Annotated in this window: 23 protein-coding genes; 3 read left to right on the forward strand and 20 right to left on the reverse strand. The window is 51.7% G+C overall.

Annotation, left to right across the window (positions count from 1 at the left end; all coding sequences use genetic code 11):
• Positions 1-24 precede the first annotated feature (24 nt).
• The 18 genes from ACQY8X_RS04320 to rpsB all read right to left on the reverse strand — a co-directional run bounded on the left by ACQY8X_RS04320 (position 25) and on the right by rpsB (position 20,662).
• A complete protein-coding gene (locus tag ACQY8X_RS04320) occupies positions 25-1,656 on the reverse strand; it encodes a CTP synthase (protein WP_428033914.1) in 1,632 nt (543 codons plus the stop codon).
• Between the two features lie 66 nt (positions 1,657-1,722).
• A complete protein-coding gene (tilS, locus tag ACQY8X_RS04325) occupies positions 1,723-3,042 on the reverse strand; it encodes a tRNA lysidine(34) synthetase TilS (RefSeq protein WP_428033915.1) in 1,320 nt (439 codons plus the stop codon).
• A 74-nt stretch (positions 3,043-3,116) separates the two neighbouring features.
• Positions 3,117-4,070: an acetyl-CoA carboxylase carboxyl transferase subunit alpha gene (accA, locus tag ACQY8X_RS04330; protein ID WP_428033916.1), complete on the reverse strand. Its 954-nt coding sequence runs from the start codon at positions 4,068-4,070 to the stop codon at positions 3,117-3,119.
• A 117-nt stretch (positions 4,071-4,187) separates the two neighbouring features.
• Positions 4,188-7,682: a DNA polymerase III subunit alpha gene (gene dnaE, locus ACQY8X_RS04335; RefSeq protein WP_428033917.1), complete on the reverse strand. Its 3,495-nt coding sequence runs from the start codon at positions 7,680-7,682 to the stop codon at positions 4,188-4,190.
• 30 nt (positions 7,683-7,712) lie between these two features.
• Positions 7,713-8,321 carry a ribonuclease HII gene (rnhB, locus tag ACQY8X_RS04340; RefSeq protein ID WP_428033918.1) on the reverse strand — a complete coding sequence of 203 codons (609 nt, stop codon included), beginning with the start codon at positions 8,319-8,321 and terminating at the stop codon, positions 7,713-7,715.
• Entirely contained in the window at positions 8,302-9,474 is a 1,173-nt protein-coding gene (lpxB, locus tag ACQY8X_RS04345) for a lipid-A-disaccharide synthase (protein ID WP_428033919.1), read from the reverse strand. Before lpxB ends, rnhB begins: the two co-directional genes overlap by 20 nt.
• Before the next feature lie 3 nt (positions 9,475-9,477).
• Entirely contained in the window at positions 9,478-10,248 is a 771-nt protein-coding gene (gene lpxA / locus ACQY8X_RS04350; RefSeq protein WP_428033920.1) for an acyl-ACP--UDP-N-acetylglucosamine O-acyltransferase, read from the reverse strand.
• A 2-nt stretch (positions 10,249-10,250) separates the two neighbouring features.
• Positions 10,251-10,691, reverse strand: coding sequence for a 3-hydroxyacyl-ACP dehydratase FabZ (gene fabZ, locus ACQY8X_RS04355; RefSeq protein ID WP_428033921.1), 441 nt, complete (start codon positions 10,689-10,691; stop codon positions 10,251-10,253).
• Positions 10,688-11,734, reverse strand: coding sequence for a UDP-3-O-(3-hydroxymyristoyl)glucosamine N-acyltransferase (lpxD, locus tag ACQY8X_RS04360; protein ID WP_428033922.1), 1,047 nt, complete (start codon positions 11,732-11,734; stop codon positions 10,688-10,690). Before lpxD ends, fabZ begins: the two co-directional genes overlap by 4 nt.
• Positions 11,735-11,741: 7 nt before the next feature.
• A complete protein-coding gene (locus ACQY8X_RS04365; RefSeq protein WP_428033923.1) occupies positions 11,742-12,233 on the reverse strand; it encodes an OmpH family outer membrane protein in 492 nt (163 codons plus the stop codon).
• 11 nt (positions 12,234-12,244) lie between these two features.
• Entirely contained in the window at positions 12,245-14,548 is a 2,304-nt protein-coding gene (gene bamA, locus ACQY8X_RS04370; RefSeq protein WP_428033924.1) for an outer membrane protein assembly factor BamA, read from the reverse strand.
• Positions 14,549-14,576: 28 nt separating this feature from the next.
• Positions 14,577-15,929, reverse strand: a complete 1,353-nt coding sequence (gene rseP / locus ACQY8X_RS04375) for a sigma E protease regulator RseP (protein ID WP_428033925.1) — start codon at positions 15,927-15,929, stop codon at positions 14,577-14,579.
• Positions 15,930-15,941: 12 nt separating this feature from the next.
• Positions 15,942-16,754 carry a phosphatidate cytidylyltransferase gene (locus ACQY8X_RS04380; RefSeq protein WP_428033926.1) on the reverse strand — a complete coding sequence of 271 codons (813 nt, stop codon included), beginning with the start codon at positions 16,752-16,754 and terminating at the stop codon, positions 15,942-15,944.
• On the reverse strand, positions 16,747-17,508 hold the full coding sequence (uppS, locus tag ACQY8X_RS04385; protein WP_428033927.1) for a polyprenyl diphosphate synthase: 762 nt from the start codon (positions 17,506-17,508) through the stop codon (positions 16,747-16,749). The genes ACQY8X_RS04380 and uppS overlap by 8 nt, the downstream gene beginning before the upstream one ends.
• A gap of 43 nt (positions 17,509-17,551) precedes the next feature.
• Positions 17,552-18,109 (reverse strand): ribosome recycling factor, encoded by a 558-nt coding sequence (gene frr / locus ACQY8X_RS04390; RefSeq protein WP_428033928.1) that lies wholly within the window; start codon positions 18,107-18,109, stop codon positions 17,552-17,554.
• Positions 18,099-18,857, reverse strand: coding sequence for a UMP kinase (gene pyrH, locus ACQY8X_RS04395; RefSeq protein WP_428033929.1), 759 nt, complete (start codon positions 18,855-18,857; stop codon positions 18,099-18,101). The genes frr and pyrH overlap by 11 nt, the downstream gene beginning before the upstream one ends.
• 97 nt (positions 18,858-18,954) lie before the next feature.
• Positions 18,955-19,815 (reverse strand): translation elongation factor Ts, encoded by an 861-nt coding sequence (gene tsf, locus ACQY8X_RS04400; protein WP_428033930.1) that lies wholly within the window; start codon positions 19,813-19,815, stop codon positions 18,955-18,957.
• Between the two features lie 109 nt (positions 19,816-19,924).
• Positions 19,925-20,662, reverse strand: a complete 738-nt coding sequence (gene rpsB, locus ACQY8X_RS04405) for a 30S ribosomal protein S2 (RefSeq protein WP_428033931.1) — start codon at positions 20,660-20,662, stop codon at positions 19,925-19,927.
• Positions 20,663-20,951: 289 nt separating this feature from the next.
• Between rpsB and map the strand changes: the two genes are divergently transcribed.
• Genes map through ACQY8X_RS04420 form a run of 3 tightly spaced genes read left to right on the forward strand, consistent with a single transcriptional unit; the run spans position 20,952 to position 24,774 of the window.
• A complete protein-coding gene (gene map, locus ACQY8X_RS04410) occupies positions 20,952-21,722 on the forward strand; it encodes a type I methionyl aminopeptidase (protein ID WP_428033932.1) in 771 nt (256 codons plus the stop codon).
• 23 nt (positions 21,723-21,745) lie between these two features.
• The gene (locus ACQY8X_RS04415) at positions 21,746-24,436 is read left to right on the forward strand and encodes a [protein-PII] uridylyltransferase (RefSeq protein WP_428033933.1); all 2,691 of its coding nucleotides are present in this window, start codon (positions 21,746-21,748) and stop codon (positions 24,434-24,436) included.
• 41 nt (positions 24,437-24,477) lie between these two features.
• Positions 24,478-24,774 (forward strand): DUF1244 domain-containing protein, encoded by a 297-nt coding sequence (locus ACQY8X_RS04420; protein WP_428033934.1) that lies wholly within the window; start codon positions 24,478-24,480, stop codon positions 24,772-24,774.
• A gap of 84 nt (positions 24,775-24,858) precedes the next feature.
• Here the strand turns inward: ACQY8X_RS04420 and ACQY8X_RS04425 are convergent, their stop codons facing one another.
• Together ACQY8X_RS04425 and ACQY8X_RS04430 are read right to left on the reverse strand one after the other, a co-directional pair.
• On the reverse strand, positions 24,859-25,341 hold the full coding sequence (locus tag ACQY8X_RS04425) for an LPP20 family lipoprotein (protein ID WP_428033935.1): 483 nt from the start codon (positions 25,339-25,341) through the stop codon (positions 24,859-24,861).
• Entirely contained in the window at positions 25,338-26,039 is a 702-nt protein-coding gene (locus ACQY8X_RS04430; protein WP_428033936.1) for a FlgO family outer membrane protein, read from the reverse strand. The genes ACQY8X_RS04425 and ACQY8X_RS04430 overlap by 4 nt, the downstream gene beginning before the upstream one ends.
• Between the last annotated feature and the right edge of the window lie 63 nt (positions 26,040-26,102).

The raw sequence follows: 26,102 nt of genomic DNA on the forward strand, positions 1-26,102 counted from the left end.
AACTCCAAATAGTATAGGTATTCTTTATTTTTCGAGATCCTGGTGGGTCAACGCAGCTTCAATGAAGCCGGTAAACAAACCGTGACCATCTCTTGGGGTAGAGGTAAATTCAGGGTGGAACTGACAGGCAACAAACCACGGATGGTCAGGCGCTTCCACAACCTCAACCAGTTCGCCATCAACCGAGCGGCCTGAGATAATCAGACCGGCTTCTTCCAGCTGCGGAACATAGTTGTTATTCACTTCATAACGGTGACGATGACGCTCTTTGATCTCCGTTGAACCATATGCCTGATAGGCTTTAGTACCCTCTTTCAGCGTACATCCCTGGGCACCCAGACGCATTGTGCCGCCCAGATCATCCTTATAACCACGAATCTCTTTAGCGCCCTCTTCCGTCATCCATTCAGTAATCAGGCCGATCAACGGTGAAGCGGCATTGGCGTCAAACTCGGTACTGCTGGCATCGGTAATACCGGCAACATGGCGGGCATATTCAATCACCGCCACCTGCATCCCCAGACAGATACCCAGATAAGGCACCTTGTTTTCCCGGGCATACTTAACTGCTGCAATCTTACCTTCGACACCACGTTCACCAAAACCGCCTGGCACCAGAATGGCAGAGACATCTTCCAGCAGGCCGATACCATCACGCTCAATCTGCTCAGAATCGATATAGATGATGTTCACTTTAGTGCGCAGCGCGATACCCGCATGGGAGATCGCTTCAATCAGCGACTTGTAGGCATCCAGCAGTTCCATGTACTTGCCCACCATCGCTATCGTCACTTCACGATGCGGGTTCAGCTTAGCATCGGACACCCGATCCCATTCGCTCAGATCGGCCGGCGGACACTCCAGATTAAACTGTTCAATAACAATCTGATCCAGTTTCTGCTCACTCAGCATCCGTGGAATGCGGTAGATACAGTCAGCATCCGGCAAGGAGATAACCGCACGCTCTTCAACGTTGGTAAACAGAGAGAGTTTACGCCGGGAGGAGATTGGCAGAGCCAGGTCAGAACGACACACCAGAATATCCGGCTGAATACCGATTGAGCGCAACTCTTTAACCGAGTGCTGTGACGGCTTAGTCTTAATCTCACCCGCAGTCGCGATATAAGGCACCAATGTCAGGTGCATAAACATTGCCCGGCGAGCACCCAGCTCAACCCGCAACTGACGCACCGCTTCCATAAACGGCAGGGATTCGATATCACCTACGGTGCCACCGATCTCAACCAGTGCAATATCTGCATCACCGGCACCCTCAAGCACCCGGCGTTTGATCTCATCCGTAATATGCGGAATAACCTGAACCGTACCGCCCAGATAATCACCCCGACGCTCTTTACGCAGTACGTGCTGATACACCCGGCCGGCGGTAAAGTTATTCCGCTTAGTCATTGTGGTGCGGATGAAGCGCTCATAATGGCCCAAATCCAGGTCAGTTTCGGCACCATCATCGGTAACAAATACTTCACCGTGCTGGATAGGGCTCATTGTCCCCGGATCTACGTTGATATACGGATCCAGTTTCAGCATAGTGACTTTCAGCCCCCGGGCTTCAAGTATTGCTGCAAGTGATGCGGATGCGATGCCTTTCCCCAATGAGGAAACAACACCGCCTGTGACGAAAATATATCGCGTCATGAGGAACCTGTGTCTGGTCGTGAAAAGTGAGTCGAGCCGTTCCGAAAACAGCTACTAAAGATGGGGCTACAGGGTACCAGAATCACCCGGTACAGACAATGCAATTGGCCGCCAATTCAGTGTAAAACCACTGCCTTTTTTTTCACTCTGCCAACCTTCGCAGATACAGATTCCCGGCAACGCAACAATCTCGTCGCCGACAACACAGACCGGCCATGAATTTCGCTGCCAGGCAGGTATCCGGTGTTCCTGAAAAAGTTTCTTCAGGCTACATGAGCCACCCCGTCCGACTGGCTTGCACCGGTCACCATCACGCCGGTTACGCAGGGTCACCCCTGACAGTGAGTTTAACCCGACTCCATCAGCATCGGACTCGACCATTAAACGCCCCTGAGCAGTCACTTCTCCCGCCAGCATCAGGGGACGATCATGCCATTCCACCGCTGCTTCATCCGGCTGTAGCAGCAGCGTTCCATGATAGCGACGCAGCTGCATCCTCCCGAGATCAACAACCGGCTGGCGATCATCAGCAGCGCCAATCAACGCGATAACACTGAGGATTTGACGTTCACCGACAGTCACACCTGCCCGGCGCAACCAGAATCGCAGCAGATTATGCCTGCGTGGTTTACTCAGACGCATTAGTGCTGAGCAGCACAGCCCGCCATCTTTAGCCGCACAGGCATAATCAATGCCAGCAAGATCATGGTGTAACTGCTCCGCCTCTTCCATATACCGGGCGGTATCGGCCCAGCGATGAGAGAACCCCGGCCAGCGTGCCTGTAACAAGGGCAATACGGCATGGCGCAGGTAGTTGCGATCATAGTTTTGGTCTGCATTACTCGGGTCTTCAATCCATTCCAGCTGCTCAGCATCGGCCCATGCCATGAGTTGCTGCCGGGACACCGACAGCAGCGGCCGGAACAGCTCAGCACGACCCAGCGAGCGACGCTCGGGAATACCGGCAAGACCGCGCACGCCAGCCCCCCGCAACAGCCGAAACAGCATGGTTTCAGCCTGATCATCAAGGTGATGGGCCAGCAACAGACAATCACCCGGCTGCAGAATATTCTCAAACGCCTGATAGCGCGCACGACGCGCCGCCCGTTCAAGACTGGCAGAGGCATCAACAATGACTTTTTCACTTCTGAAGGGAAGGTTGAGGGTATTGGCTAAGCAGCCACAGAAAGCGCTCCACTGCGCGGACGCAGCCTGTAACTGGTGATCAATATTGACCACCAGTATCTGATCAGCCGGGAGCGCCCTGGCAGCCAGATGAAGTAACACGACGGAGTCCAGCCCACCACTCAAACCAATTACCCAGCGCGTCACCGTGCCAGATCGACTGTTAAGCTGCTGATTAAAGTGGGACTGTAGATCTTTCATCTGGATAACTTATAACAGCCTTTGACTCTGCAGAGAGACAAAAAAAACCGCCGGGGTAGCCGACGGTTCCGATATTACTGGCTGATGCCGTAGGACATGAGACGCTGGTAACGTCGTTCAATAAGCTCTTCCGGCTCGATCTCGCTGAGTCGATCCAGCGTTTCCAGCAGATGTTTTTTCAGATTCGCAGCAATCAGACCGTGATCACGGTGGGCTCCACCCAGCGGCTCATCAACAATCTGATCCACCAGACCCAGCGCGTGCAGACGATCTGAGGTCAGACCCATCGCTTTGGCGGCATCTGGCGCACGGTCCGCGCTCTTCCACAAAATAGAGGCACAACCTTCCGGAGAGATTACCGAATAAGTAGCATATTGCAGCATCATCAGCTCATCACAGACACCGATAGCCAGCGCACCGCCAGAACCACCTTCACCCACAACGGTCGCGATAATAGGCGTATTCAGGCGGGACATGGCGGCCAGGTTGAAAGCGATCGCTTCCGACTGGCCACGTTCCTCAGCATCGATGCCAGGATAGGCCCCCGGAGTATCAATAAAGGTCAGGATCGGCATCTTAAAACGCTCCGCCATCTCCATCAGGCGCAGCGCCTTACGATACCCTTCAGGACGCGGCATACCGAAGTTGCGACGTACTTTCTCTTTCACTTCGCGGCCCTTCTGATGGCCAATCACCATCACCGGACGCCCTTCCAGACGGGCAATACCACCGACCAGTGCGCGGTCATCCGCAAAATGGCGGTCACCATGAATCTCTTCAAACTCGTCGAAAATCAGTTTCACATAATCGAGGGTATAGGGGCGCCGGGGATGACGGGCAATCTGGGAGATCTGCCACTCACTCAGGTCACTGAAAAGAGATTTGGTCAGCGTCCGGCTTTTGGCCTGCAACTTGGTGATCTCTTCCTCAATGTTCAGCTCATTGTCATCACCAACCAGTCGCAGCTCTTCAATCTTCGCTTCCAGGTCTGCAATTGGCTGTTCAAAATCCAGATAATTGGGATTCATGTATTGATATTCCGTAAGTTTGCTTCGTTCCGGCCGGGACACTGTAGCAGCTAAAGATCAGCCGACGATAAAATTTGGCATAATTCTACCCTGAGTAGCGGTTAAGAACCACCCTGATCAGTAGCGAATCCTGACCGCATCTCCGCCAAACTGATCCTTAAGCTTGATCAGCAGGTCATCGCTGGGTTCCACCTGCCACGCCTCTCCAAGACTAAGCGTCGCCGCGGCATTGCTGCTGCTATAGCGCAGCGCCACTGGCATTTTCGCGCTGCCGGTATGCGCGCTCAGAAGCTCCCCAAAGGCCTTTAATGACCGCTCCTTCAACTGCGTATCCTGACAGTCAATCTCGATATGACGGCCATAACGCGCGCGACATTGGATAATGTCCGTAACTTTATTACCCCGCACTTTAAGTTTATCGGTGCCAGAGTAGCTATCAACGGTGATCTCACCCTCTATCAGCAGTATTGAGTCCTTATTCAGCATGGTGCGATACTCATCGTAAGCTTCGCCGAACAGCGATACTTCAATGCGCGAAGTCCGGTCATCCAGGGTGACAAAACAGAGCGAATCCCCTTTCTTGGTTTTCTTAACCCGCACATCCACCACCAGGCCCAGCATTTTCTGCTGCTGCCCCCGCTGCGGCACCAACTCACTGATACGCCGGGAGATAAAGTTAGGCAACTCTGCTTCATACTCATCTATCGGATGCCCGGTAACATAAAGTCCAAGGGTATCTTTCTCGCCCTGCAAGCGCTCTTTGTCGGTCCAGCACCTCAGCTTCATATATTCGGCATAGGGATCTCGCGGTTCTTCCGCTTCGACATCACCGAACAGATCAAACATACCCGCGCTCTGATTACGTTCAGACTGATCAGCAGCTTTCAGTGCTTCGCCAATGGATGCCCACAGCTGGGCACGATCCGGCCCCAGATGATCCAGCGCACCGGAGCGCACTAACGCTTCCAGCACCCGCTTATTGAGTTTTTTGCTGCCCACCCGTTTGCAGAAATCAAAGATATCCTTGAAATGTCCGCCGTTATTGCGGGCCTCGACAATCGCTTCGATCGGGCCTTCACCGACCCCCTTGATAGCCCCCAGGCCGTATACAATCTCGCCTTTATCGTTAACAGTGAACATATATTCACCCCAGTTAACGTCCGGCAACACCAGTGGCAACTTCATCGTGCGGCACTCTTCGATAAAGATCACCACCTTATCGGTGTTCTGCATATCGGAGGAGAGTACCGCCGCCATAAACGGCGCAGGATAATGGGTTTTCAGCCAGGCGGTCTGATAGGAAACCAGCGCATAGGCAGCGGAGTGGGATTTGTTAAAGCCGTAACCGGCAAATTTTTCTACCAGATCAAAGATGTTACCTGCCAGATCGGGGTCGATGCCATTGGCTGCAGAGCCTTCCATAAAGGAGCTGCGTTGCTTCGCCATCTCTTCCGGTTTCTTTTTACCCATCGCCCGGCGAAGCATGTCGGCACCACCGAGGGTATAACCCGCCATCACCTGAGCGATCTGCATCACCTGTTCCTGATACAGAATGATACCGTAGGTTGGTTCCAGTACCGGCTGCAACATATCCAGCTGATAGTCCGCGTGCGGATAGGCCAGCTCAGCCTGCCCATGCTTACGCAGAATAAAATCATCCACCATACCGGACTGCAACGGGCCAGGACGGAACAACGCCACCAATGCAACAATATCTTCAAAACGGTCCGGTTTCAGGCGCCGCACCAGATCCTTCATTCCGCTGGATTCCAGCTGAAATACCGCGGTGGTTTCTGCCGATTGCAGCAGATTAAAGGTCGCCTTATCCTCCAGATCGATCAACGCAATATCCAGAGGCTCTTCACCGTTTCTGGCGCGGATCCGGTCGATGGTTTTCACCGCCCAGTCGACGATAGTCAGGGTACGCAGCCCCAAAAAGTCGAACTTAACCAGCCCGGCTTCCTCGACATCACTCTTATCAAACTGGGTAACCAGACCATGACCAAATTCATCACAGTAGGTGGCCGAAAAGTCAGTCAGCTTGGTCGGGGCAATCACCACCCCTCCGGCGTGCTTACCCACGTTGCGGGTCAGGCCCTCCAGCTTGAGGGCCATCTCCATGATCTCCTGGGCCTCTTCGCTGGAATCGACAAACTCCTTCATCAACGGCTCTTCTGCCATCGCACGGGAGAGGGTGATACCGACTTCAAAAGGGATCAGCTTAGAGAGCCTGTCTGCCAGACCAAACGCCTTACCCTGTACCCGGGCAACGTCACGCACCACCGCTTTAGCCGCCATGGTGCCAAAGGTGACAATCTGGGATACTGCATCCCGGCCGTAGGTTTCAGCCACATAGTCGATAACCCGGTCACGGTTATCCATACAGAAGTCGATATCGAAGTCAGGCATCGATACCCGTTCGGGGTTAAGGAAGCGCTCGAACAGCAGATCATATTCCAGTGGATCAAGGTCGGTAATTTTCTGCGCATAGGCGACCAGCGAGCCGGCACCTGAACCACGGCCAGGCCCCACCGGCACGCCGTTATCCTTGCCCCACTGGATGAAGTCCATCACGATCAGGAAGTAACCGGGGAAACCCATCTGAGTGATAATATCCAGCTCAAACCGCAGCCGTTCCTCATAAGGGCGACGTTTCTCGGCATAGTCTGGATCGTCCTTGTCCAGCAGAATCTCCAGACGCTCTTCCAGCCCTTTCCAGGAAACATCCGCGAAGAACTGATCCATCGTCATCCCCGCAGGGATAGGGTATTTCGGCAGATAATAGGTGCCAAGATCCAGTTGAACATTGCAACGTTTAGCGATCTCAACGGTGTTTTCTATTGCTGAGGGAATATCGCTGAATAGCTCAGCCATCTCATCTGCAGTGCGCAGATACTGCTGTTCAGTATAGTTCTTCGGCCGATGAGGGTCTTCGAGGGTGCGCCCCTGGTTGATACAAACCCGCACCTCATGGGCTTCGAAATCTTCAGGCCGGAGAAACATCACTTCATTGGTCGCCACCAACGGACAACCGGTCTCGTGGGCCAGCTGCACCGACGCATGCACACAGCTCTCATCACCGGGTCGCCCTGTACGCTGTATCTCAAGATAGAAACGGTCGGGAAACACCTGCCGCCACTCATCCAGCACGGCACGGGCCGAATCGTTGTCGGCCAACGCCCGGCCAATTTCGCCATCTTTGGCTCCCGACAACGCAATCAGGCCAGCTGAGCGCTCAGCAATCCAGCTCTTCTTCAGCAGTGCCAGCTCCGGCTGAATATTTTGTCCCTTCTCGTAAGCCAGCGAGATTAGCTCCATCAGGTTACGATAACCCTTCTCATTCATCGCCAGCAAGGTCATTCTATGGGGCGTTGCTTCCGGGTCGGTTTCATTTTCAACCCAGATATCAGCACCAAAAATTGGCTTAATCCCTGCACCGGTAGTGGCTTTAAAGAACTTCACCAGAGCAAACAGGTTAACCTGATCAGTAATCGCAATAGCGGGTATCTGCTGATCTTTAGCCACGCCGACCAGCTCTTTGATACGCACCAGTCCATCAACCAGTGAGAACTCTGTATGCAGTCGAAGATGTACAAATGCCGGATCAGTCATTTCAGCTCGTTTATTCAGTTAAATTCGTGGTTAAAGATGATTAACAGAGAGTAACTCTGCAACGGGTCTGAAGCTGCGTCGGTGTTCAGACAGCGGCCCTAAAAGACGCAGTTTTTCCATATGCAACGCAGTGGGATAGCCTTTATGCTGGGCAAAACCATAGCCGGGGTGACGCTTATCCAGCTCAGCCATCTCCCGATCGCGATACACCTTTGCCAGAATTGATGCAGCGCTGATCGCAGGCTCTTTAAGATCACCCTTGACGACTGCCTCCGAGGGACAGGGTAATCCCGGGGGGCAACGATTGCCATCAATCAGAGCAAACTCAGGTACAATTTTAAGTTGATTAACAGCACGCTGCATCGCCAGCATAGTAGCATGCAGGATATTCAGTTGATCGATCTCCGCTGGCGTCGCCCAGGCGATTGACCAGGCAAGAGCATTTTCCTGAATCAGCGGAAACAACTGCTCACGCTTTTTCTCGCTGAGTTTCTTCGAGTCGGTCAGCCCGCTAACCGGCTTAGCCGGATCAAGGATAACCGCCGCCGCAACGACATTGCCAACCAAAGGCCCCCGCCCCACCTCATCGACACCGGCGACCAGGCGACCCAGTGCAAAATCAAACCCCTGCGTCTTCACTCAATCTCCCCCGGGATCGCAGCAGCCTGACAATGGCGTCAGCGGCTTTTTTACTGGCATCCTGACGTAACTGCAGATGGATCTCATAAAAGCGCTGTTTCAGCGAGCTCTGCTCATCACTGTCTATCAGCGCCTGCTCAATTGCCGGCCCCAGCACCTCTGGCCGCACCTCATTTTGCAAGATCTCAGGCACCAGCGGCGCATCTGCCAACAGGTTAGGCAGGGAGATATATTTACTACTGAGCAAGCGGGAGATAATTTTATAGGTGATCGGTGCCATCCGGTACGCCACCACCATCGGCTTCTTCAACAGCAGCGCTTCAAGGGTCGCTGTCCCCGAGGCGATCAACACAGCATCGGCAGCAGTCAACACCTCCCGTGAACGCTTTAGCACCAGTTTTATCGGCAGATCACCGTAGCGACTATCAATCAAAGCCCGCAAGTGATCAAAACGCGCCTGATTCGCCGCTGGCATCACGAAAACAAGGTCCGCGTTGCGCTTCAGTAACCAGCGCGCCGTATCGAGGAAAGGTTCTGCCAGATATTTCAGCTCACCTCCGCGACTACCCGGCATCAGCGCAACAATTCGCTGACCATGGGGCAGGTCAAGATCAGACCGGGCAGCAGACTGATCCGGCTCCAGTGGAATCATATTTGCCAGTGGATGGCCGACAAATTCGACCGGCATTGAGTGGCGTTGATAAAACTGAGCTTCAAACGGAAACAGTGTCAGCATCAGATCTGTCGTCTTGAGGATTTTAAACACCCGCTTACTGCGCCAGGCCCAGACAGATGGACTGACATAATGTACTGTCGGAATACCAGCAAGCCGGAGTTTCCCTTCAAGATTAAGAGTGAAATCTGGCGCATCGATACCGATAAAAATATCCGGAGGTTGCTGACTGAAGTGTGACACCAGCGATTTTCGAATACCCAGCAGCTCCCATAGCCTGCCAAGCACCTCAACAAGCCCCATCACCGATAAACGCTCCATGGAATAGAGGCTAACGCAGCCCTCAGCCTGCATCAGCTCACCGCCAATCCCCTCAATCTCGATATCAGGAAAACGCTGTCTGAGTTCTGCCAACAGACCAGCACCCAGAATATCTCCGGATGCTTCGCCCGCGACGATACCGATACGCAGGGTACTCATACCCTAACGAATGATGCCCCGGGTAGAGGCTTTGAGGGAGTCAGATAACAGCTTCAACTCAGGCGTTTCAAGCACCAGAGGCTCAAGTAGATCTATCGCTTCATCCAGCTTCAAACCCTGACGGTAGATGATCTTATAAGCGCGTTTAATATTCTGAATCGCGGCGGCTGAGAAGCCTCTGCGTCGCAACCCTTCTGCATTAATACCGTGCGGCTGTGCACTGTTGCCATTAGACATGACAAACGCCGGAATATCCTTAAGCACTACGCTCCCGGCACCACACATACTGTGGGAACCGATAAGACAAAACTGATGCACTGCGGTAAAGCCCCCGAGGATAATAAAATCCCCCAGATGAACATGCCCCGCAAGGGCGCAGTTATTCGCCAGAATATTATGGTCACCGACGATGCAATCGTGGGCTACATGGACATTTGCCATAAACAGGTTATGGCTGCCAATAACCGTAATACTATTATCCTGGATCGTACCCCGGTGCACGGTACAGCCTTCCCGGAAGACATTGTTATCCCCGATCAGCAGCTGCGTTGGTTCACCGTTGTACTTTTTATCCTGGCAGTCTTCACCAATGCTGGCGAACTGATAGATATGGTTTTGTGAACCGATTTTAGTCGGCCCCTTAATAACGACGTGAGAATGAATTTTAGTCCCGGGACCGACCTCCACATCGGGGCCGATAACAGTCCAGGGACCCACCTCAACATCATCAGCCAGGCGGGCGGACGGGTCAATAATGGCGCTGGAGTGGATCAAGTTTAGACCTTTCTATCTGCACAAAGAATAGTTGCCGAGCTTGCCAGCTCTCCATCAACTGTAGCACGAACATCAAATTTCCAGATACCCCGTTTTTCAGAAACGATCGTAGCTTCCAGCTGCAGTCTGTCACCCGGTACCACCGGACGCTTAAAGCGTACTTTATCAGACCCAACAAAATAATATATTGAACCATCCTGAGGCGTCTTATCCATGGTTTTAAAACCAAGAATGCCAGCAGCCTGCGCCATCGCTTCAACAATCAGTACACCCGGCATCACCGGATGATCCGGGAAATGACCATTAAAGAAATTTTCATTCACAGTGACGTTCTTATAGGCGACGATCGACTCACCCGGCACCAGTTCAACCACGCGGTCCACCAGGAGGAAGGGGTAACGGTGAGGTAAATATTTGCGGATCTCTTTTACATCCATCATCATTCAGGCTGACCTTCAGTATGCTGCTTTACAATTTTTTCTAAACACTTAACCCGACGAGACAGTTCATCCAGCTGACGAAATCTCACCACATTACGTTTCCATTGCTGATGCGGTTCCATAGCCGTGCCGGAAGAGTATGCTCCCGGCTGCAATATCGACTTACTAACCAGCGTCATCGCCGTGATATGCGTACCATCAGCAATAGTCAGATGCCCGGCAATTCCGACAGCACCCGCGATAGTACAATTTTTTCCTATGTGGGTGCTACCAGCAATAGCAGTACAGGCGACGATTGCCGTGTTATCGCCAATATTGACGTTATGGCCGACCTGAATCTGATTATCCAGTATCACACCATCACCAATAACCGTATCTTCCAGCGCGCCACGATCAATAGTAGTGCCTGCGCCAATCTCTACGCGGTCACCAATTTTCACGCTGCCCAGCTGATAAATTTTTAACCACTGCCCACCATCATTCGCAAAGCCAAAACCATCGGCGCCAATCACAGCGCCACTGTGAATAACACAACAGGCCCCCACCTGAACCCCATCATACAGCGTCACATTGGCAGCAATGCGCGTGTTTTCGCCAATCACACAGCCTGGGCCGATAACACTGTTAGCCCCGACTGTTACACCGGCAGCGATCTTAGCGCCATCACCAATAACCACATTAGCCGCGATGGCTACATCTGCCGCTATCACCGCCGACTCGCTTATTTGCGCCGCTGGACTGATGGTAGCCGGGTCAACAGCCTGCTGTTCAGCAAACAGTGCTGTTGCACGGGCATAGGCAATGTAGGGGTCGGCAACAACCAGTGCAATCGAAGCGACATCGTTACGATGTTCATCCCGCACCAGAACAGCACCCGCCCGGGAGCCAGGCAACTGCTGCAGGTAACGCCCATTATGCAAAAATGACAGCTGTTTTTCGTTAGCCGACTGTAATGTCCCAATCCCTTCGATAAGGCGATCAGACGTCACCGTTTCAGCGCCTAACAGCTGGGCCAGCTCAGCAACCGTAAAGGTAGATTTCGCCATCAGCCGCTTACTGCTTATTCAGCAGTTCAACAACCTTTGCGGTAATATCCAACTCAGGCTTTACATAGATGGTGGCTTGTTTGCTCACCACCATATCATAGCCCTCAGTATCGATCAGGCCACGAATAACTGTATCCAGCTTAGGTCGCATCTCTTTCAGGAACTCATCTTCACGCTGGCGCTGTTTCTGTTGTAACTCCTGCCCCAGGCGCTGATACTCACCGAAGGCTTTCTGAAACTGTACCCGCTGCTGATCCTGAACTTCCTTAGACTGAGTACCCTGACCCTTCTTGATATCGTCCTGGATCTTTTTCGCCTGCGACTCAAGATCTAACAACTGCTTCTGATCACCACTGAACTCGGACTTCAGTTTCTCACGAAATGCATCCGCCGCTTTACTGGTCAGGAGAGCCTGCTGAACACTGAGGGTAACCACCTTTTCAGCCATTGCATTGACGCTGAATACCAGCCCTACGATAAGTATCAGTGATCGAAACATAGTCATTCTCCTTAGAAAGTTCGTCCAAGAGCAAATTCGAAGAATCGCTCATCATCTATATCTTTAGCATTCAGCGCCTTAGACAACGCAACTGAGATCGGCCCGATCGGGGTCAGCCAGCTGAATCCAAAACCGACTGAGTAACGCAGCTCATCAAACTTAATCCCGTTATCACAACTGCTCTTTATAGGGCACTCTGTCAGAAAAACATTACCTGCGTCGGCAAATAACAGAGTACGCATAGAGCTGGAGTCTTTAATAAAAGGCACCGGGAAAATCAGCTCAGCACTCATATCAACGGCGACGTTACCGCCGTACGGGTCATCCTTTGAATCACGAGGCCCCAGTGAGTTAGATTTGAATCCACGTACTGAACTCAGACCGCCGCTATAGTAGTTTTTAAAGAACGGGTAAGCGTTATCTCCAAGCTTACCGGAGTAAGCCACACGTCCTCTCAGAGAGCCAATCAACCCCTCCTTATCCTCTGTTAGCGGTCGGTAGATCCGCCCCTTATACTGTTCTTTATGATAGGACAGATCGCTACCCGGAATACCTATCTCAATTGAGGCACTCTGTGAGTATCCCTCGGTTGGGAATACTTTCCGGTTCAGGTGGTTATCACTCCAGCTAAGCTGAACGTTGAAAATATTAAAGTTATCTCCCTCCTGGGCCAGATAGTCTGTTACCTCGGTTGAAACGTCAGTAGACGGTTTAACCTTGATCCCTTCGTAGTTCAGGCCGAAGTTCAACCGCTGATAATCATCCATCGGATAACCGAAGTTAACCCCGGCACCGAGAGTATCGGTGGAGTAGTTACTAACGTTTTCCTGATCATAGTTGGTCTCACGGGAGTAGATGTTATAACCCCGACTGACACCGTCTACGGTGTAGTAAGGCTCGACATAGCTGAACTTGTATTCGGTAATGGTATCACTCTGGGTGACGCCAAAGCCGACACTGTTACCGGAACCAAGGAAGTTATCCTGTTCCACACTCAGGTTCAGAATTGCACCACTGGTCTGGGAGAAGCCGACACTGGCAGAGAAATTACCGGTATTATCTTCAATAACGCTGTATTCCAGGTCCACCTGATCATCCGTACCAGGCACCGGTGCGGTTTCCACATTCACATCTTTAAAATAACCGGTCTGGGCAATCCGTTGTTTAGAACGCTCAATCGCAGCAGAGGAAACCAGACCACCCTCCAGCTGTGACATTGAACGCCGGGCCACGACATCAGCGGTTTTAGTGTTGCCTTTTATTGAGATACGACGCACATAGGTGAGCTTGCCGGGCGCAATAAAGAACTGCAAATCAACCGTATTATCATCATTAATTTTCGGCACCGGGCTGACGTTGGCAAACAGATAGCCCTTATCACCCAGCTTGCGAATCAGCGCATCCTGCGACTCAGTCATTTCGCGCCGGGAGAAAGTCGCTCCCTCGACGACGGTAATCGCATTCGCCAGCTCCTGCTCATCAATCACCAGATCACCAGCAATGGCAACACTGCCAACCGAAAACTTCTCGCCTTCAGTCACACTAACAGTGATGTATACATGTTTTTTATCCGGAGACAGAGAGACCTGAGATGAGTCGATAGTAAAGTTGATATAACCCCGGTCAAGGTAATAAGAGCGCAGCCGCTCAAGGTCACCCGCCAGTTTTTCCCGTGCATATTTATCGGAATCACTGAAGAAATCCCAGAAGCCAGGCAACTTCAGAGAGAACTCATCTTTCAGCTCTGCATCACTGAACACCGTATTACCGACAATATTAATATGCTGAATAGTTGCAACCTTGCCCTCTTTAATATCGATATTCAGAGCGACACGGTTTTCCGAAAGCGTCTCCACCTTCGCATCGATAGCCGCACCATAGCGGCCCTGTCCCGCGTACATACGCAACAGATCCTGGCGAATTTTTTCCAGCGTTGCTCGTTTAAAAACATCACCTTCACGCAGACCATTCTGCTTCAGACCTTCCAGCAGAGCTTTATCGTCCAGCACCTTATTGCCTTCAAGGCGGATCAGACTGACAGCCGGGCGCTCCTGCACCTTCACAATCAGCACATTACCATCACGGGCTATGCTGATATCATCAAAATAACCGGTGCGAAACACCCGTCGGGTCGCCTCAGCGATCTCCGCCTGATCAACGTTCTGCCCCGAATCAATATCCAGGTTACGCAGCACCAGGCCGGGTTCGACCCGCTGCAGCCCTTCCAGGCGCACATCTTCCACCGTAAATGATTGCGCACCAACAACCGCCGAAAACAGTGCCAGGGAAAAGAGAAGTCCGATTCTGATCTTCATGAACTGGTTCTTATATTGAATAGATAATTTAAAGTCGCATCAGATCATTAAAAATTGCGACGCCCATAAGCGAAAACAAAACTGCCATCCCGATTTTCAACCCAACCATCTGTACCTTTTCAGATACCGGCCGCCCCCTTAGCAACTCCACTGCGTAATACAGCAGGTGTCCACCATCTAACATGGGGATCGGTAACAGATTAAGAATACCGAGACTGATACTCAGATATGCCAGAAATCCGGCAAACGCCTCAACACCAGAGGCAGCAGAAGCGCCTGCCACTTTAGCAATGGTTATCGGCCCACTCAAGTTTTTTACCGATAACACCCCTTCAAGCATTTTCCAGATAGAATCCAGAGTCAGGCTAATCATCTGCCAGGTTTTTGAAACTGCACCACCAATGGCGTCAATAACACCATAGCGAACATGCCGCAGCATCTCCGGAGGCCATTCAGTCGGCGCAACGCCTGCACCAATATACCCCACTGTCGCGGTCGCTTCCGCCTTCTCATCCGGCGTAATCATCAATGTGAATCGTTGTCCATTACGTTCAACATCAAACTGAAGCGCCTTCGCGGGGTTGTGGCGAACAATATCGACCAATTGGATCCACTCTGCCACCGCCTGACCATCGATCATCACAACCCGGTCTCCGGCCTGCAAGCCACTGTTAGCCGCCGCACCGCCCTTGACGACCTGCCCGATCACCGACGGATGCTCCGGACGATAGGGTTGAATACCCAACGCCGCCAGAGGGCTTTGGGTTTCGGGGTCAAAATGCCAACCATTCAGGCTTAACTGGTACTCCTGTCGCAGACCGTTTACCCCCTGGCGGACGACCAGCGGTACAACCGCCGACTCACCAATGAATGCCGCCAGCGCAAGATTTACATCATCCCAGGAGTGCGTGTCACGTCCGGAAACAGACAGGATTTCATAGCCTGGCTGCAACCCTGCTTGCTCAGCAACGCTATCGGTAGAGATGCTACCGATCACCGGAACCACTTTTTCGACGCCAGCAACCAGCATCCCCCAGTACACCAACACCGCAAACAGCAGGTTAACCACAGGTCCCGCAGCAACAATCGCTATCCGCTGCAATACCGGCTTACGATTAAACGCCTGATCCAGCAGTTCCGGCGCCACATCCGCTTCGCGCTCATCCAGCATGGAGACATAACCACCCAACGGAATCATGGCGATGACGTACTCGGTATCAAGCCGGTCGCGCCAGCGAATCAACGGCTTACCGAAGCCAACGGAAAAACGTAAAACTTTGACACCGCAACGCCGGGCCACCCAAAAGTGTCCATACTCATGAATCGTCACCAGAATTCCCAGGGTAACAATCAGCGCCAATACGGTATTTAGAATATCCATTGTTCCTCTGAATCAGCTAATCGCTAACAGCTGCACACCCAGCACAAACACCGGCCCGGCTGCAGTAATACTGTCTATCCGATCCAACACTCCACCATGCCCCGGGAGCAACGGGCTACTGTCCTTAATGCCGCGATGACGCTTTAGCATACTTTCGAAAAGGTCACCTAAGACAGAAGCAAGTCCGGCAATCATTGCCAACAGCAACAGATAGACTCCGGTAAGCAGATCAAGTTCAAGATAGAGCACAAAACAGAGAGAGATGACTGCACAGGATGCCAGGCCTCCCCACAGGCCTGCACGGGTTTTACCAGGGCTGACATTCGGCGCCAGCTTAGCCCGCCCCCAGGTTTTACCCGCAAAGTATGCCCCGATGTCAGCGCCCCACACCAGCAGCAACAGCATCAACAACAGAATCCCACCCCGAGGCTGATGATGCAGACTGACCAGTGACATCCAGCTGGAGGTCAGCACCAGAACCCCGATCAGCGCACGCTGCCAGACCGTCTGCCAGCCATTAGCAGCAGGGTAACGCACCACCCAGACCGCTGCCAGCAACCAGAACACCACACTTAGCAGGATAAATCCCGTAAATGCAGCATCTGGAGAATAGTAGTTAAGCGCAGCAATGAGGGCAGCAATCAATGAGGTATAAGCAAAGCGAACAGCAGACACACTCAGACCAGACAGATTGGCCCACTCCCAGGCACCAAACAGAACAATGGCAGCAACAAACAGCTTAAACACTTCAAAACTGGAGAGGAATAGCCCCGCCAAAACCAACGGTGCCAACAGGACAGCAGTCCATACCCTCTCTTTAAGCATTCTCAGCCTCTATCTGCTCACTGGTTTTACCAAAGCGACGTTCACGTGTGGCATAGCTCTGAATTGCAGCACCCAGTGCATACTTGTTAAAGTCTGGCCACAGCAGATCACTGAAGAAATACTCACTGTAAGCCATCTGCCAAATCAGAAAGTTACTGATGCGCTGTTCACCCGCCGTACGGATACACAGATCAGGTGCGGGCAGATCGCTCAGACACACCATCGACCCCAGCAATTCAGCATCCAGCTGCTCTGGAGTAAACTCCCCGTCCACACACCCCTGCGCAAAGCGCTTGGCCGCCTGAACGATATCCCAGCGACCACCGTAGTTAGCGGCCACATTCACCATCAACCCGGTGTTAGCAGCGGTGAGGACTTCCGCCTTATCGATTTTTTTCTGTAACGAGCCACTAAAACGACTCGTATCACCAATAACCCGCAAGCGAATATTATGCTTATGCAGCTTTTTCACTTCACGATCCAGCGCCAGCGCAAACAGCTCCATCAACCCCTTAACTTCCAGGGGAGGCCGCTGCCAGTTTTCACTGCTAAAAGCGAACAGCGTCAGCACTTCGACACCCAGTTCCGCACATCCCTGCACCACACTGCGGACACTATCCACACCTGCGCGATGCCCGGCCAGACTACCCTTTCCATGCTTTTTCGCCCAGCGATTATTGCCATCCATAATGATCGCAATATGCCGAGGGACAGACTTGCCGACAGGCAAACTGAGTTGTAATTTTTCAGACATATCAGATGCCGATAACTGCGTAACAGCTATCGGCTATTCCCTATCAAATTTCCATCAAATCTGATTCTTTGGCCGTAAGCAGCTGATCAACATCAGCAATAAACTTATCGGTCAGCTTCTGAATCTGGTCTTCACCGCGACGCGCGTCATCCTCGGTAATCTCTTTCTCTTTCAGGAGATTTTTGATATCACCGTTCGCATCACGACGAATATTACGGATAGAGACCCGGCCGTTCTCCGCTTCTGCACGCGCCTGTCGAATATAACCCTTACGGGTCTCTTCAGTCAGCGCAGGCATCGGCACACGAATCACCGCGCCAGCGGTAGAAGGGTTCAGCCCCAGATCAGACTTCATAATCGCCTTTTCAATATCCGGAACCAGGTTTGATTCCCATGGAGAGATGGACAGAGTACGGCCATCTTCAACGCTGATGTTTGCCACCTGACTCAATGGGACAGGGGAACCATAATAATTTACATGTACCGTTTCCAGAATACTCGGATGTGCACGACCGGTGCGAATCTTCTTCAGGTTGGTCGCCAAAGCCTCAAGACTTTTACCCATTCGCTCCTGGGCATCTTTCGCTATCTCATTCAGCATATATCTCTCCTACCGTCTCATTATTATCAATGACGGTTCCTTCGTCGCTACCAACAATCAGGTTGGCAAGCGCACCTGGTTTGTTCATATTGAAAACCCTGACCGGCATATCATGGTCACGGGCCAGACAGATTGCAGTCAGATCCATGACGCCCAGCTGCTTATCCAGCGCTTCATCAAATGTCAGATGGCGATAACGCTTAGCAGAGGGGTCTTTCATCGGATCAGCGGTATACACACCATCAACTTTGGTGGCTTTAATGACCACATCCGCATCGATCTCGATGCCCCGCAGACATGCGGCAGAGTCAGTGGTAAAAAACGGGTTACCGGTACCCGCAGAAAAAATAACAACGTCACCCTGTGACAGGTAACGGACCGCATTACGCCGGTCATAATCGTCCACCACACCGCGCATCGGAATAGCAGACATGACCCGGGTTGCAATATTACAACGTTCCAGCGCATCACGCATCGCTAACGCATTCATCACCGTTGCCAGCATACCCATGTGATCTCCGGTCACCCGATCCAGGCCCGCAGCACTTAATGCCGCTCCACGGAACAGGTTGCCGCCACCAATCACCATGCCGACCTGAACACCTATACCCACCAGCTGACCGATTTCCAGCGCCATCCGGTTTAACACTTTAGGGTCGATGCCAAAGTTAGCTTCGCCCATCAGGGCTTCACCACTTAATTTGAGAAGTATACGTTTGTATTTGGAATGCTTATGTGAGGCAGGCATCGGTTCGTCTCCACCCAGACTGAGTTCGTACCAGTGTAACAAGAAAAAAATAGATTGCGCACCCAGAACAGGCGCGCAATCTGCGCAGGATCAGTTTTTAACCTTTCAACTGCTCAGCAACTTCAGCAGCAAAGTCTTTGTGCTCAACTTCGATACCTTCACCTACTTCAATGCGGATAAATGATGCAACAGAAGCGCCTGCATCTTTAACCAGCTGACCCACTTTTACGTCTGGGTTTTTAACAAAAGCCTGTTCTGTCAGGCTATTTTCTGCCAGGAACTTGTTGATCCGGCCAACCACCATCTTCTCAGCAATCTCAGCAGGCTTGCTCGCCATATCAGGCTGAGCCAGGATGATCTCTTTCTCTTTCGCAACAACATCAGCAGGCATATCTTCCGGGCTAACCACTTGCGGGTTAACAGCCGTAACATGCATCGCAACATCTTTAGCCAGTTCAGCGTTACCACCATTCAGAGCCACAAGCGCAGCCAGAGTACCGGTACTGTGAGCATAGGCAGCAACCATTTCGCCTTCAACGATCATGACGCGACGAACACCGATGTTTTCACCGATTTTCTGCACCAGTGCATCACGCACTTCAGTCAGCTCACCCGCCATCAACGCTTCAACATCAGCCTGCTTATCAGCAAACGCTTTTTCCAACACAGTCTCAGCAAAAGCAGTGAAGTTACCGTCACGGGCCGCGAAGTCAGTTTCGGAGTTGATTTCTACTGCAACAGCATAGCTGTTGTCATCAGCAACTTTAACAACAACGATACCTTCAGCAGCAGTACGACCTGCCTTCTTAGCAGCTTTCATACCGGATGCTTTACGCAGCTCTTCGATCGCCAGATCCACATCGCCATCAGCAGCAGCCAGCGCTTTCTTACACTCCATCATACCCAGACCGGTACGATCGCGCAGTTCTTTTACCTGCGTAGCGGAGAAGTTTGCCATTTGGTTTTACCCCATTAACAGTCTATTGATTCAAATTCAAAAAAAGGGGAGCAACTCAGCTCCCCTCCCGCGTGTCTGAATAGTCTATCCAAACCGCTTGACAGTCTGATTACTCAGCAGCAGCGTCGTTTTCAACTTCAACGAATTCGCTCTTTTCACCCGCTTCAACTTCAGCGCCTTCAGAACATGCGTCAGCAATTGCTTTAACGTAGATCTGAATAGCACGCAAAGCGTCGTCGTTGCCTGGAATAACGTAGTCAACGCCATCAGGGTTGCTGTTGGTATCAACGATACCGATAACAGGGATACCCAGCTTGTTGGCTTCGTTAATAGCGATACGCTCGTGATCAACGTCAACAACAAACAGCGCGTCTGGCAGACCGCCCATATCCTTGATACCACCGATAGACAGTTCCAGCTTTTCCATCTCACGCTGACGCATCAGAGCTTCTTTCTTGGTCAGCTGAGCGAAAGTACCATCCTGGCTTTGAACTTCCAGATCGCGGAAGCGACGGATAGACTGACGGATAGTCTTGTAGTTAGTCAGCATACCACCCAACCAGCGGTGATTAACGTACGGCATATTTGCACGCAGCGCTTCTTCTTTGATGGTTTTGCTGGCAGCACGCTTAGTACCAACGAACAAAATCTTGTTCTTGTTGACAGCCATGCCTGCAACTACATCCAGAGCACCGTTCAGTGCTGGAAGAGTGTGTTCCAGGTTGATGATATGAATCTTATTACGAGCACCGAAAATGTATTTACCCATTTTCGGATTCCAGTAGCGAGTCTGGTGACCGAAGTGAACACCTGCTTTCAGCAGGTCACGCATTGTAACTTTTGCCATTATATTTTCCTAAGTATAGGGTTAGACGTCCATGCACCCCAGCTCCCAACCGCAAGCGGCACCCAAGGAGATGTGTCGGTAACATGTGTGGATTTATGAAATCTGCGTTTTCAAACACGAATGTTTTCAAACATAAATTTCGAGCGCGATTTTATACCACAAACGCCCTTTGTTTTGAAGCAGGAATTATCATCTATTTATTCCAAGTGTTTTGTTCTTACTCTTTAAATTCGCTACAATCGGGTAATATCTTCTTACGCCCCAAAGGCTTACAAAATTAAGGGTTTATATGAGCATCACTATCAAAACGCCGGAAGAGATCGAAAAAATGCGCGTCGCAGGCCGCCTGGCCGCGGAAGTATTGGAAATGATCGCCCCTTTCGTCAAGCCTGGCGTGACCACAGAAGAGCTCAACACACTCTGCCACGACTATATGGTCAATGAGCAGAAAGTTATTCCTGCGCCACTCAACTACCACGGCTTCCCGAAATCGATCTGCACCTCGGTCAACCATGTGGTATGCCATGGCATCCCCAATGATAAACCTTTGAAAAACGGAGATATTATCAATATTGATATCACTGTTATCAAAGACGGCTACCACGGCGATACCAGCCAGATGTTCTATGTTGGCAGCGTTGCACCCCATGCCCAGCGGTTGTGTGAAATCACCCAGGAGTGTCTGTACAAAGGGATGGCGCTGGTAAAACCAGGAGCCCGTCTGGGCGATATCGGCCATGTTATCCAGGAATATGCCGAGTCAAATCATTACTCTGTCGTCCGGGAATACTGTGGTCACGGCATCGGCATCGGCTTTCATGAAGATCCTCAGGTGGTGCATTATGGCAAGCCTGGCACCGGCGTTGAACTACAGGAAGGGATGTGTTTTACCATTGAACCGATGATCAACGCCGGCAAACGCCACGTCAAACTGCTGAAGCGGGACGGCTGGACCGTGGAAACGACCGACAAACGGCTTTCTGCTCAATGGGAACATACAATTCTGGTGACAGCTGATGGCTATGAAGCGCTGACCAAACGCAAGGACGAAGCATTCTAACCTACTGCTGACGGGGACAATCCATGTCGCATACCGCTTTTGCTGCCGATGAAACCCTCTTTTCAGCCAGTGAGTTTTCGGCTGCTCTGGCGCAATCCAAATCGCCCATCCCTGTATTTAAAAACGCTCTGAAAGCGGCACAGGAAACCATGGATGCCCGTTTCAGGGACGGCGAGGATATCCGTAAACTGATCTATGGCCGGGCCTGGCTAATCGACCAGTTACTACTGCAGGCCTGGAACCTGTTTGCCTGGCCTGAGGCGAAACATTTCTGCCTGATGGCTGTCGGCGGTTATGGCCGCGGTGAGTTGCACCCCCGTTCTGATGTCGACATCCTGATTCTGCTGGACAACATCAGCGACAGCGAAGTACAGGAGAGTATCAGCGGTTTTCTTACCCTGCTCTGGGATATCAATCTCGATATTGGCTCCAGCGTTCGCACTATTGACGAGTGTTATGACGAAGCGCAAAACGATATCACCATCGCCACCAACCTGATTGAATCACGGCCACTGGTGGGCAATCCCGACCTGCATATTCAGATGTATCTGAGGGTCACTTCCGAGGGCGCCTGGACCGATAAAGAGTTCTTCCTCGCTAAAGTGAACGAACAAAACGGGCGTCACGATAAAACCAATGACACCGAGTACAATCTTGAGCCAAACCTGAAGAACTCCCCCGGAGGGCTGCGGGACCTGCAGACCATCGGCTGGGTGGCAAAACGCCACTTTGGTGCAACCTATATCCGCGATCTGGTAGACCACGGTTTTCTCACCGAGCTGGAGCTGGACACCCTGAATAAAGGCGAGCTGTACCTCTGGACCGTTCGCTACGCGCTGCACATGCTCGGCCAGCGCCGCGAAGACCGTCTGCTGTTCGACCATCAGCGCAGTCTTGCCGACCTGTTCGGCTATACTGATCAGAACGGCGCCCTGGCGGTCGAGCAGTTTATGAACAAATATTACCGGGTCGCTAAAGCGATGTCAGAGTTCAACGGCATGCTGCTGCAATACTTTGATGAGGTGATTCTGCGCCGCGAAGAGGAGCAGGTAATTGAACCGCTGAACAACCGCTTCAACCTGCACAACGGTTTTATCCGGGTAGCCTATGAAAGCGTCTTTGAACACCACCCGTTTGCCATGCTGGAGATGTTTGTACTGCTGGCGCAACACCCTGAGATCAAAGGAGTGCGGGCATCCACCATCCGCCTGATCAGAAACAACCGGCACCGGATAGACGACGAATTCAGAAACGATATTCGTAACACCTCGCTATTTATGGAACTGCTAAAACAGGAAAAAGGGGTTTCTACTGAACTGAAACGGATGAACCGCTTCGGCATTCTCGGCCTGTACCTGCCAGAATTTGGCGATATTGTCGGGCAGATGCAGCACGACCTGTTCCATATCTATACCGTCGACGCCCACACCCTGAAAGTGATTCAGAAGATCCGTAAGTTCCGCCACAAGGATCAACGGGAGAAGTTCCCGATCGCTTATCGTGTTATCAACCAGCTGCCAAAACTTGAGCTGATCTACATCGCGGGCCTCTATCATGATATCGCCAAGGGCCGTGGCGGTGACCACTCTGAACTGGGGGCGGAAGACGCCATAGCGTTCTGTCTGCGCCACCATTTAGGAAAGTGGGACACACATATGGTGCAATGGCTGGTGCGCAACCATCTGCTGATGTCGATGACCGCACAACGCAAAGATATCTCCGACCCTGACGTGATTCTACATTTTGCCAAGCAGGTGCGGGATATCGTCCATCTGGATTATCTCTACATCCTCACGGTCGCCGACATCAATGCTACCAACCACAGTCTCTGGAACAGCTGGCGGGCGACACTAATGCGCCAGCTCTACACCGAAACCAAAAGGGCATTGCGTCGCGGCCTGGAAAATCCGGTGAACAAAGATGATCGTGTTGAACAGATTCAGAGCGAAGCCCTGGCAATTATGCAGCGCAAAGGGTTTAACGAACACGAGGTGATGGAGTTCTGGAACCTGCTGGGCGATGATTACTTCCTGCGCGAACAACCACAACATATCGCCTGGCAAACCAAGGCAATACTGGAGCACGGTGACTCCGACCAACCGCTGGTAATGATTCGCAAAACCTCCTACCGGGCATTTGAGGGTGCGACCGAGATATTTGTCTACATGCCTGATCTGCCAAGGCTTTTCGCCGCCGCAGCTTCGGCGCTGGATCAGCTCAACCTGAACATCCAGGATGCCCGTATTATGGTGGCCGACAACAACCAGGCACTGAACACCTATACGGTACTCGCTGAAGACAACATGCCACTACCTGACGATGATGCGTTTCTGGAAACAATTCGTAAGCATCTGGTAGAAGAGCTGGATGATCCCGACGACTTCCCGGCCATTATTCAACGCCGGATTCCACGACAGATGAAACTGTTTGCGTATCCGACCCAGGTCAACATGAGTACCGATCCGGCAACACAGCTGACCACACTGGAGATCATCACCCCTGACCGCCCAGGACTGCTGGCGCGATTAGGGGGCATCTTTGTTGACTTTGATATCTCGGTGCGCAAGGCAAAAATTGCCAGTATTGGCGAACGGGTAGAAGACTTTTTCTTTATCACCGATGATAAGGGCCACCCAATCAGTGATCCTGATATCTGCATGAAGTTACAACAAACAATCTGTCAGCAACTGGACGAGTACAGTAAATCAGCCTGAGTCCCTGATCATAAAAAGCACGACGAAGAAGAGAAGTAATCATGGATAAACAGATCCAAACCGAACTTGAAGCCGCCGCCTTTCGCCGCCTGGTACAACACCTGGATACACGCAAAGATGTGCAGAACATCGACCTGATGATTCTTGCAGGCTTCTGCCGCAACTGTCTGTCAAAGTGGTATAAAGCGGCCGCCGACGAACAGGGCGTTGAACTGAGTTATGAAGAGGCCTGCGAACAGGTCTACGGTATGCCCTATTCTGAATGGAAAGCGCAACACCAGAAAAAGGCAACCCCGGAGCAGCTGACAGCCTATGAAGCAACTCAGAAGCCAGAATAACCTTTCATAACGCTCGAATATTGATAAAAAATGCCGCTATCATTAACCGGCATTTTTATCACCCAACGACAATCATTACAGCCGCTACTGACTGGCCTGCCAGGCCCGCTGCACCTGATTCAGATCAATCTCAAGGATAGTGGCATAAACATCTGTCTGCACCGGGTAGCTTTTCACTACCCGCGCCCCGCGAACAATCCCGGCCACAGCCCCTTGAAACTGGTTGTTCTGCAGAATCATATCCTTAACCGATGTAGTACCCGCCACATACTGGCCATGCACCAGCGCCGTCAGCTCGCGATAGGCATCCAGCTTTGAGGCCTTCATCGCCATCAGCATCTTATGCTGCTGACTCTGTCCCTCTTGCAGACTGATCGGCGCATAACCGGTTACCTGCACCCAGTTTGGCTCCAGCGGAGTATTATCAACACTGGGCGGCAGATCCGGCAACGCAGAGACGATATCCTTAGTGGACTCAACAAAGGTTTCACAACCGCCCAGCGAAATAATCAGCAACAGTGCCAATAAACTCTGAGTTATTTTTTTCAGCCCGAATTGCAGTTTCACTCTGCGCCCTCCGTCGCCATCTGACGGGTACCATTTTCAATAATCATACCGTCATCCATCGCTTTAATCGGATCATAGCCAGGTAATGCACCTTCCAGCCGCTCTGAGGGAATATTCGTCTGTGCCGCAGCCAGTATCTGGCGACTGGTAGTGTCCAGCACCCGGGCATTGATAATGATGCCATCCGGATGCTGACTGTAGGTGCCGGTCAGTACAAAGTGGATGCGAAAACGGTTGCGTATACCGGACAGGTTTTCTGCGGAAAGTGGATCTTTAACCGTGGTATTCAGGCTCACCGCACGAAAATCCACCAGATTATAGCCATGCTGCTGCAACTGAAAGATAAAGTTCTCACTTAGCCGTTCACCAGTCGGAGTACCGGAGGCTTTATTGCCAAGTTGCACAAAGGGAAGAATAGCGATCGGTAGTCGCTTTACCCTGTTTTCAGTCAGACCAACATTCAACTGTACCGCCATCTGCGCCACCGCTTCGCTTAGCGGGTCAGCGCCCGAAGGCTGATCACCAACTACTTTGACCTCATGTTTAGTCAGTTCCCGCTGCGCTGCAAGATTAGCGGCTTCAGCTTCCTGCATCTGCACCAGCGCCTGCGGATCAACACTCTGCACTGTCACCGGAACCGGCTGATTCAGCACGCATCCAGTCAACAGGATTGAACCAAGCAGTAAAGAATATCTCATCGACACCCGACACCCAGAATTAAATATGCGTTTAAACTAACATAAATCAGGTACTTAAACAGT

Origin of the sequence: Amphritea sp., from assembly GCF_050300915.1 — a bacterium.
GTDB lineage: Bacteria > Pseudomonadota > Gammaproteobacteria > Pseudomonadales > Balneatricaceae > Amphritea.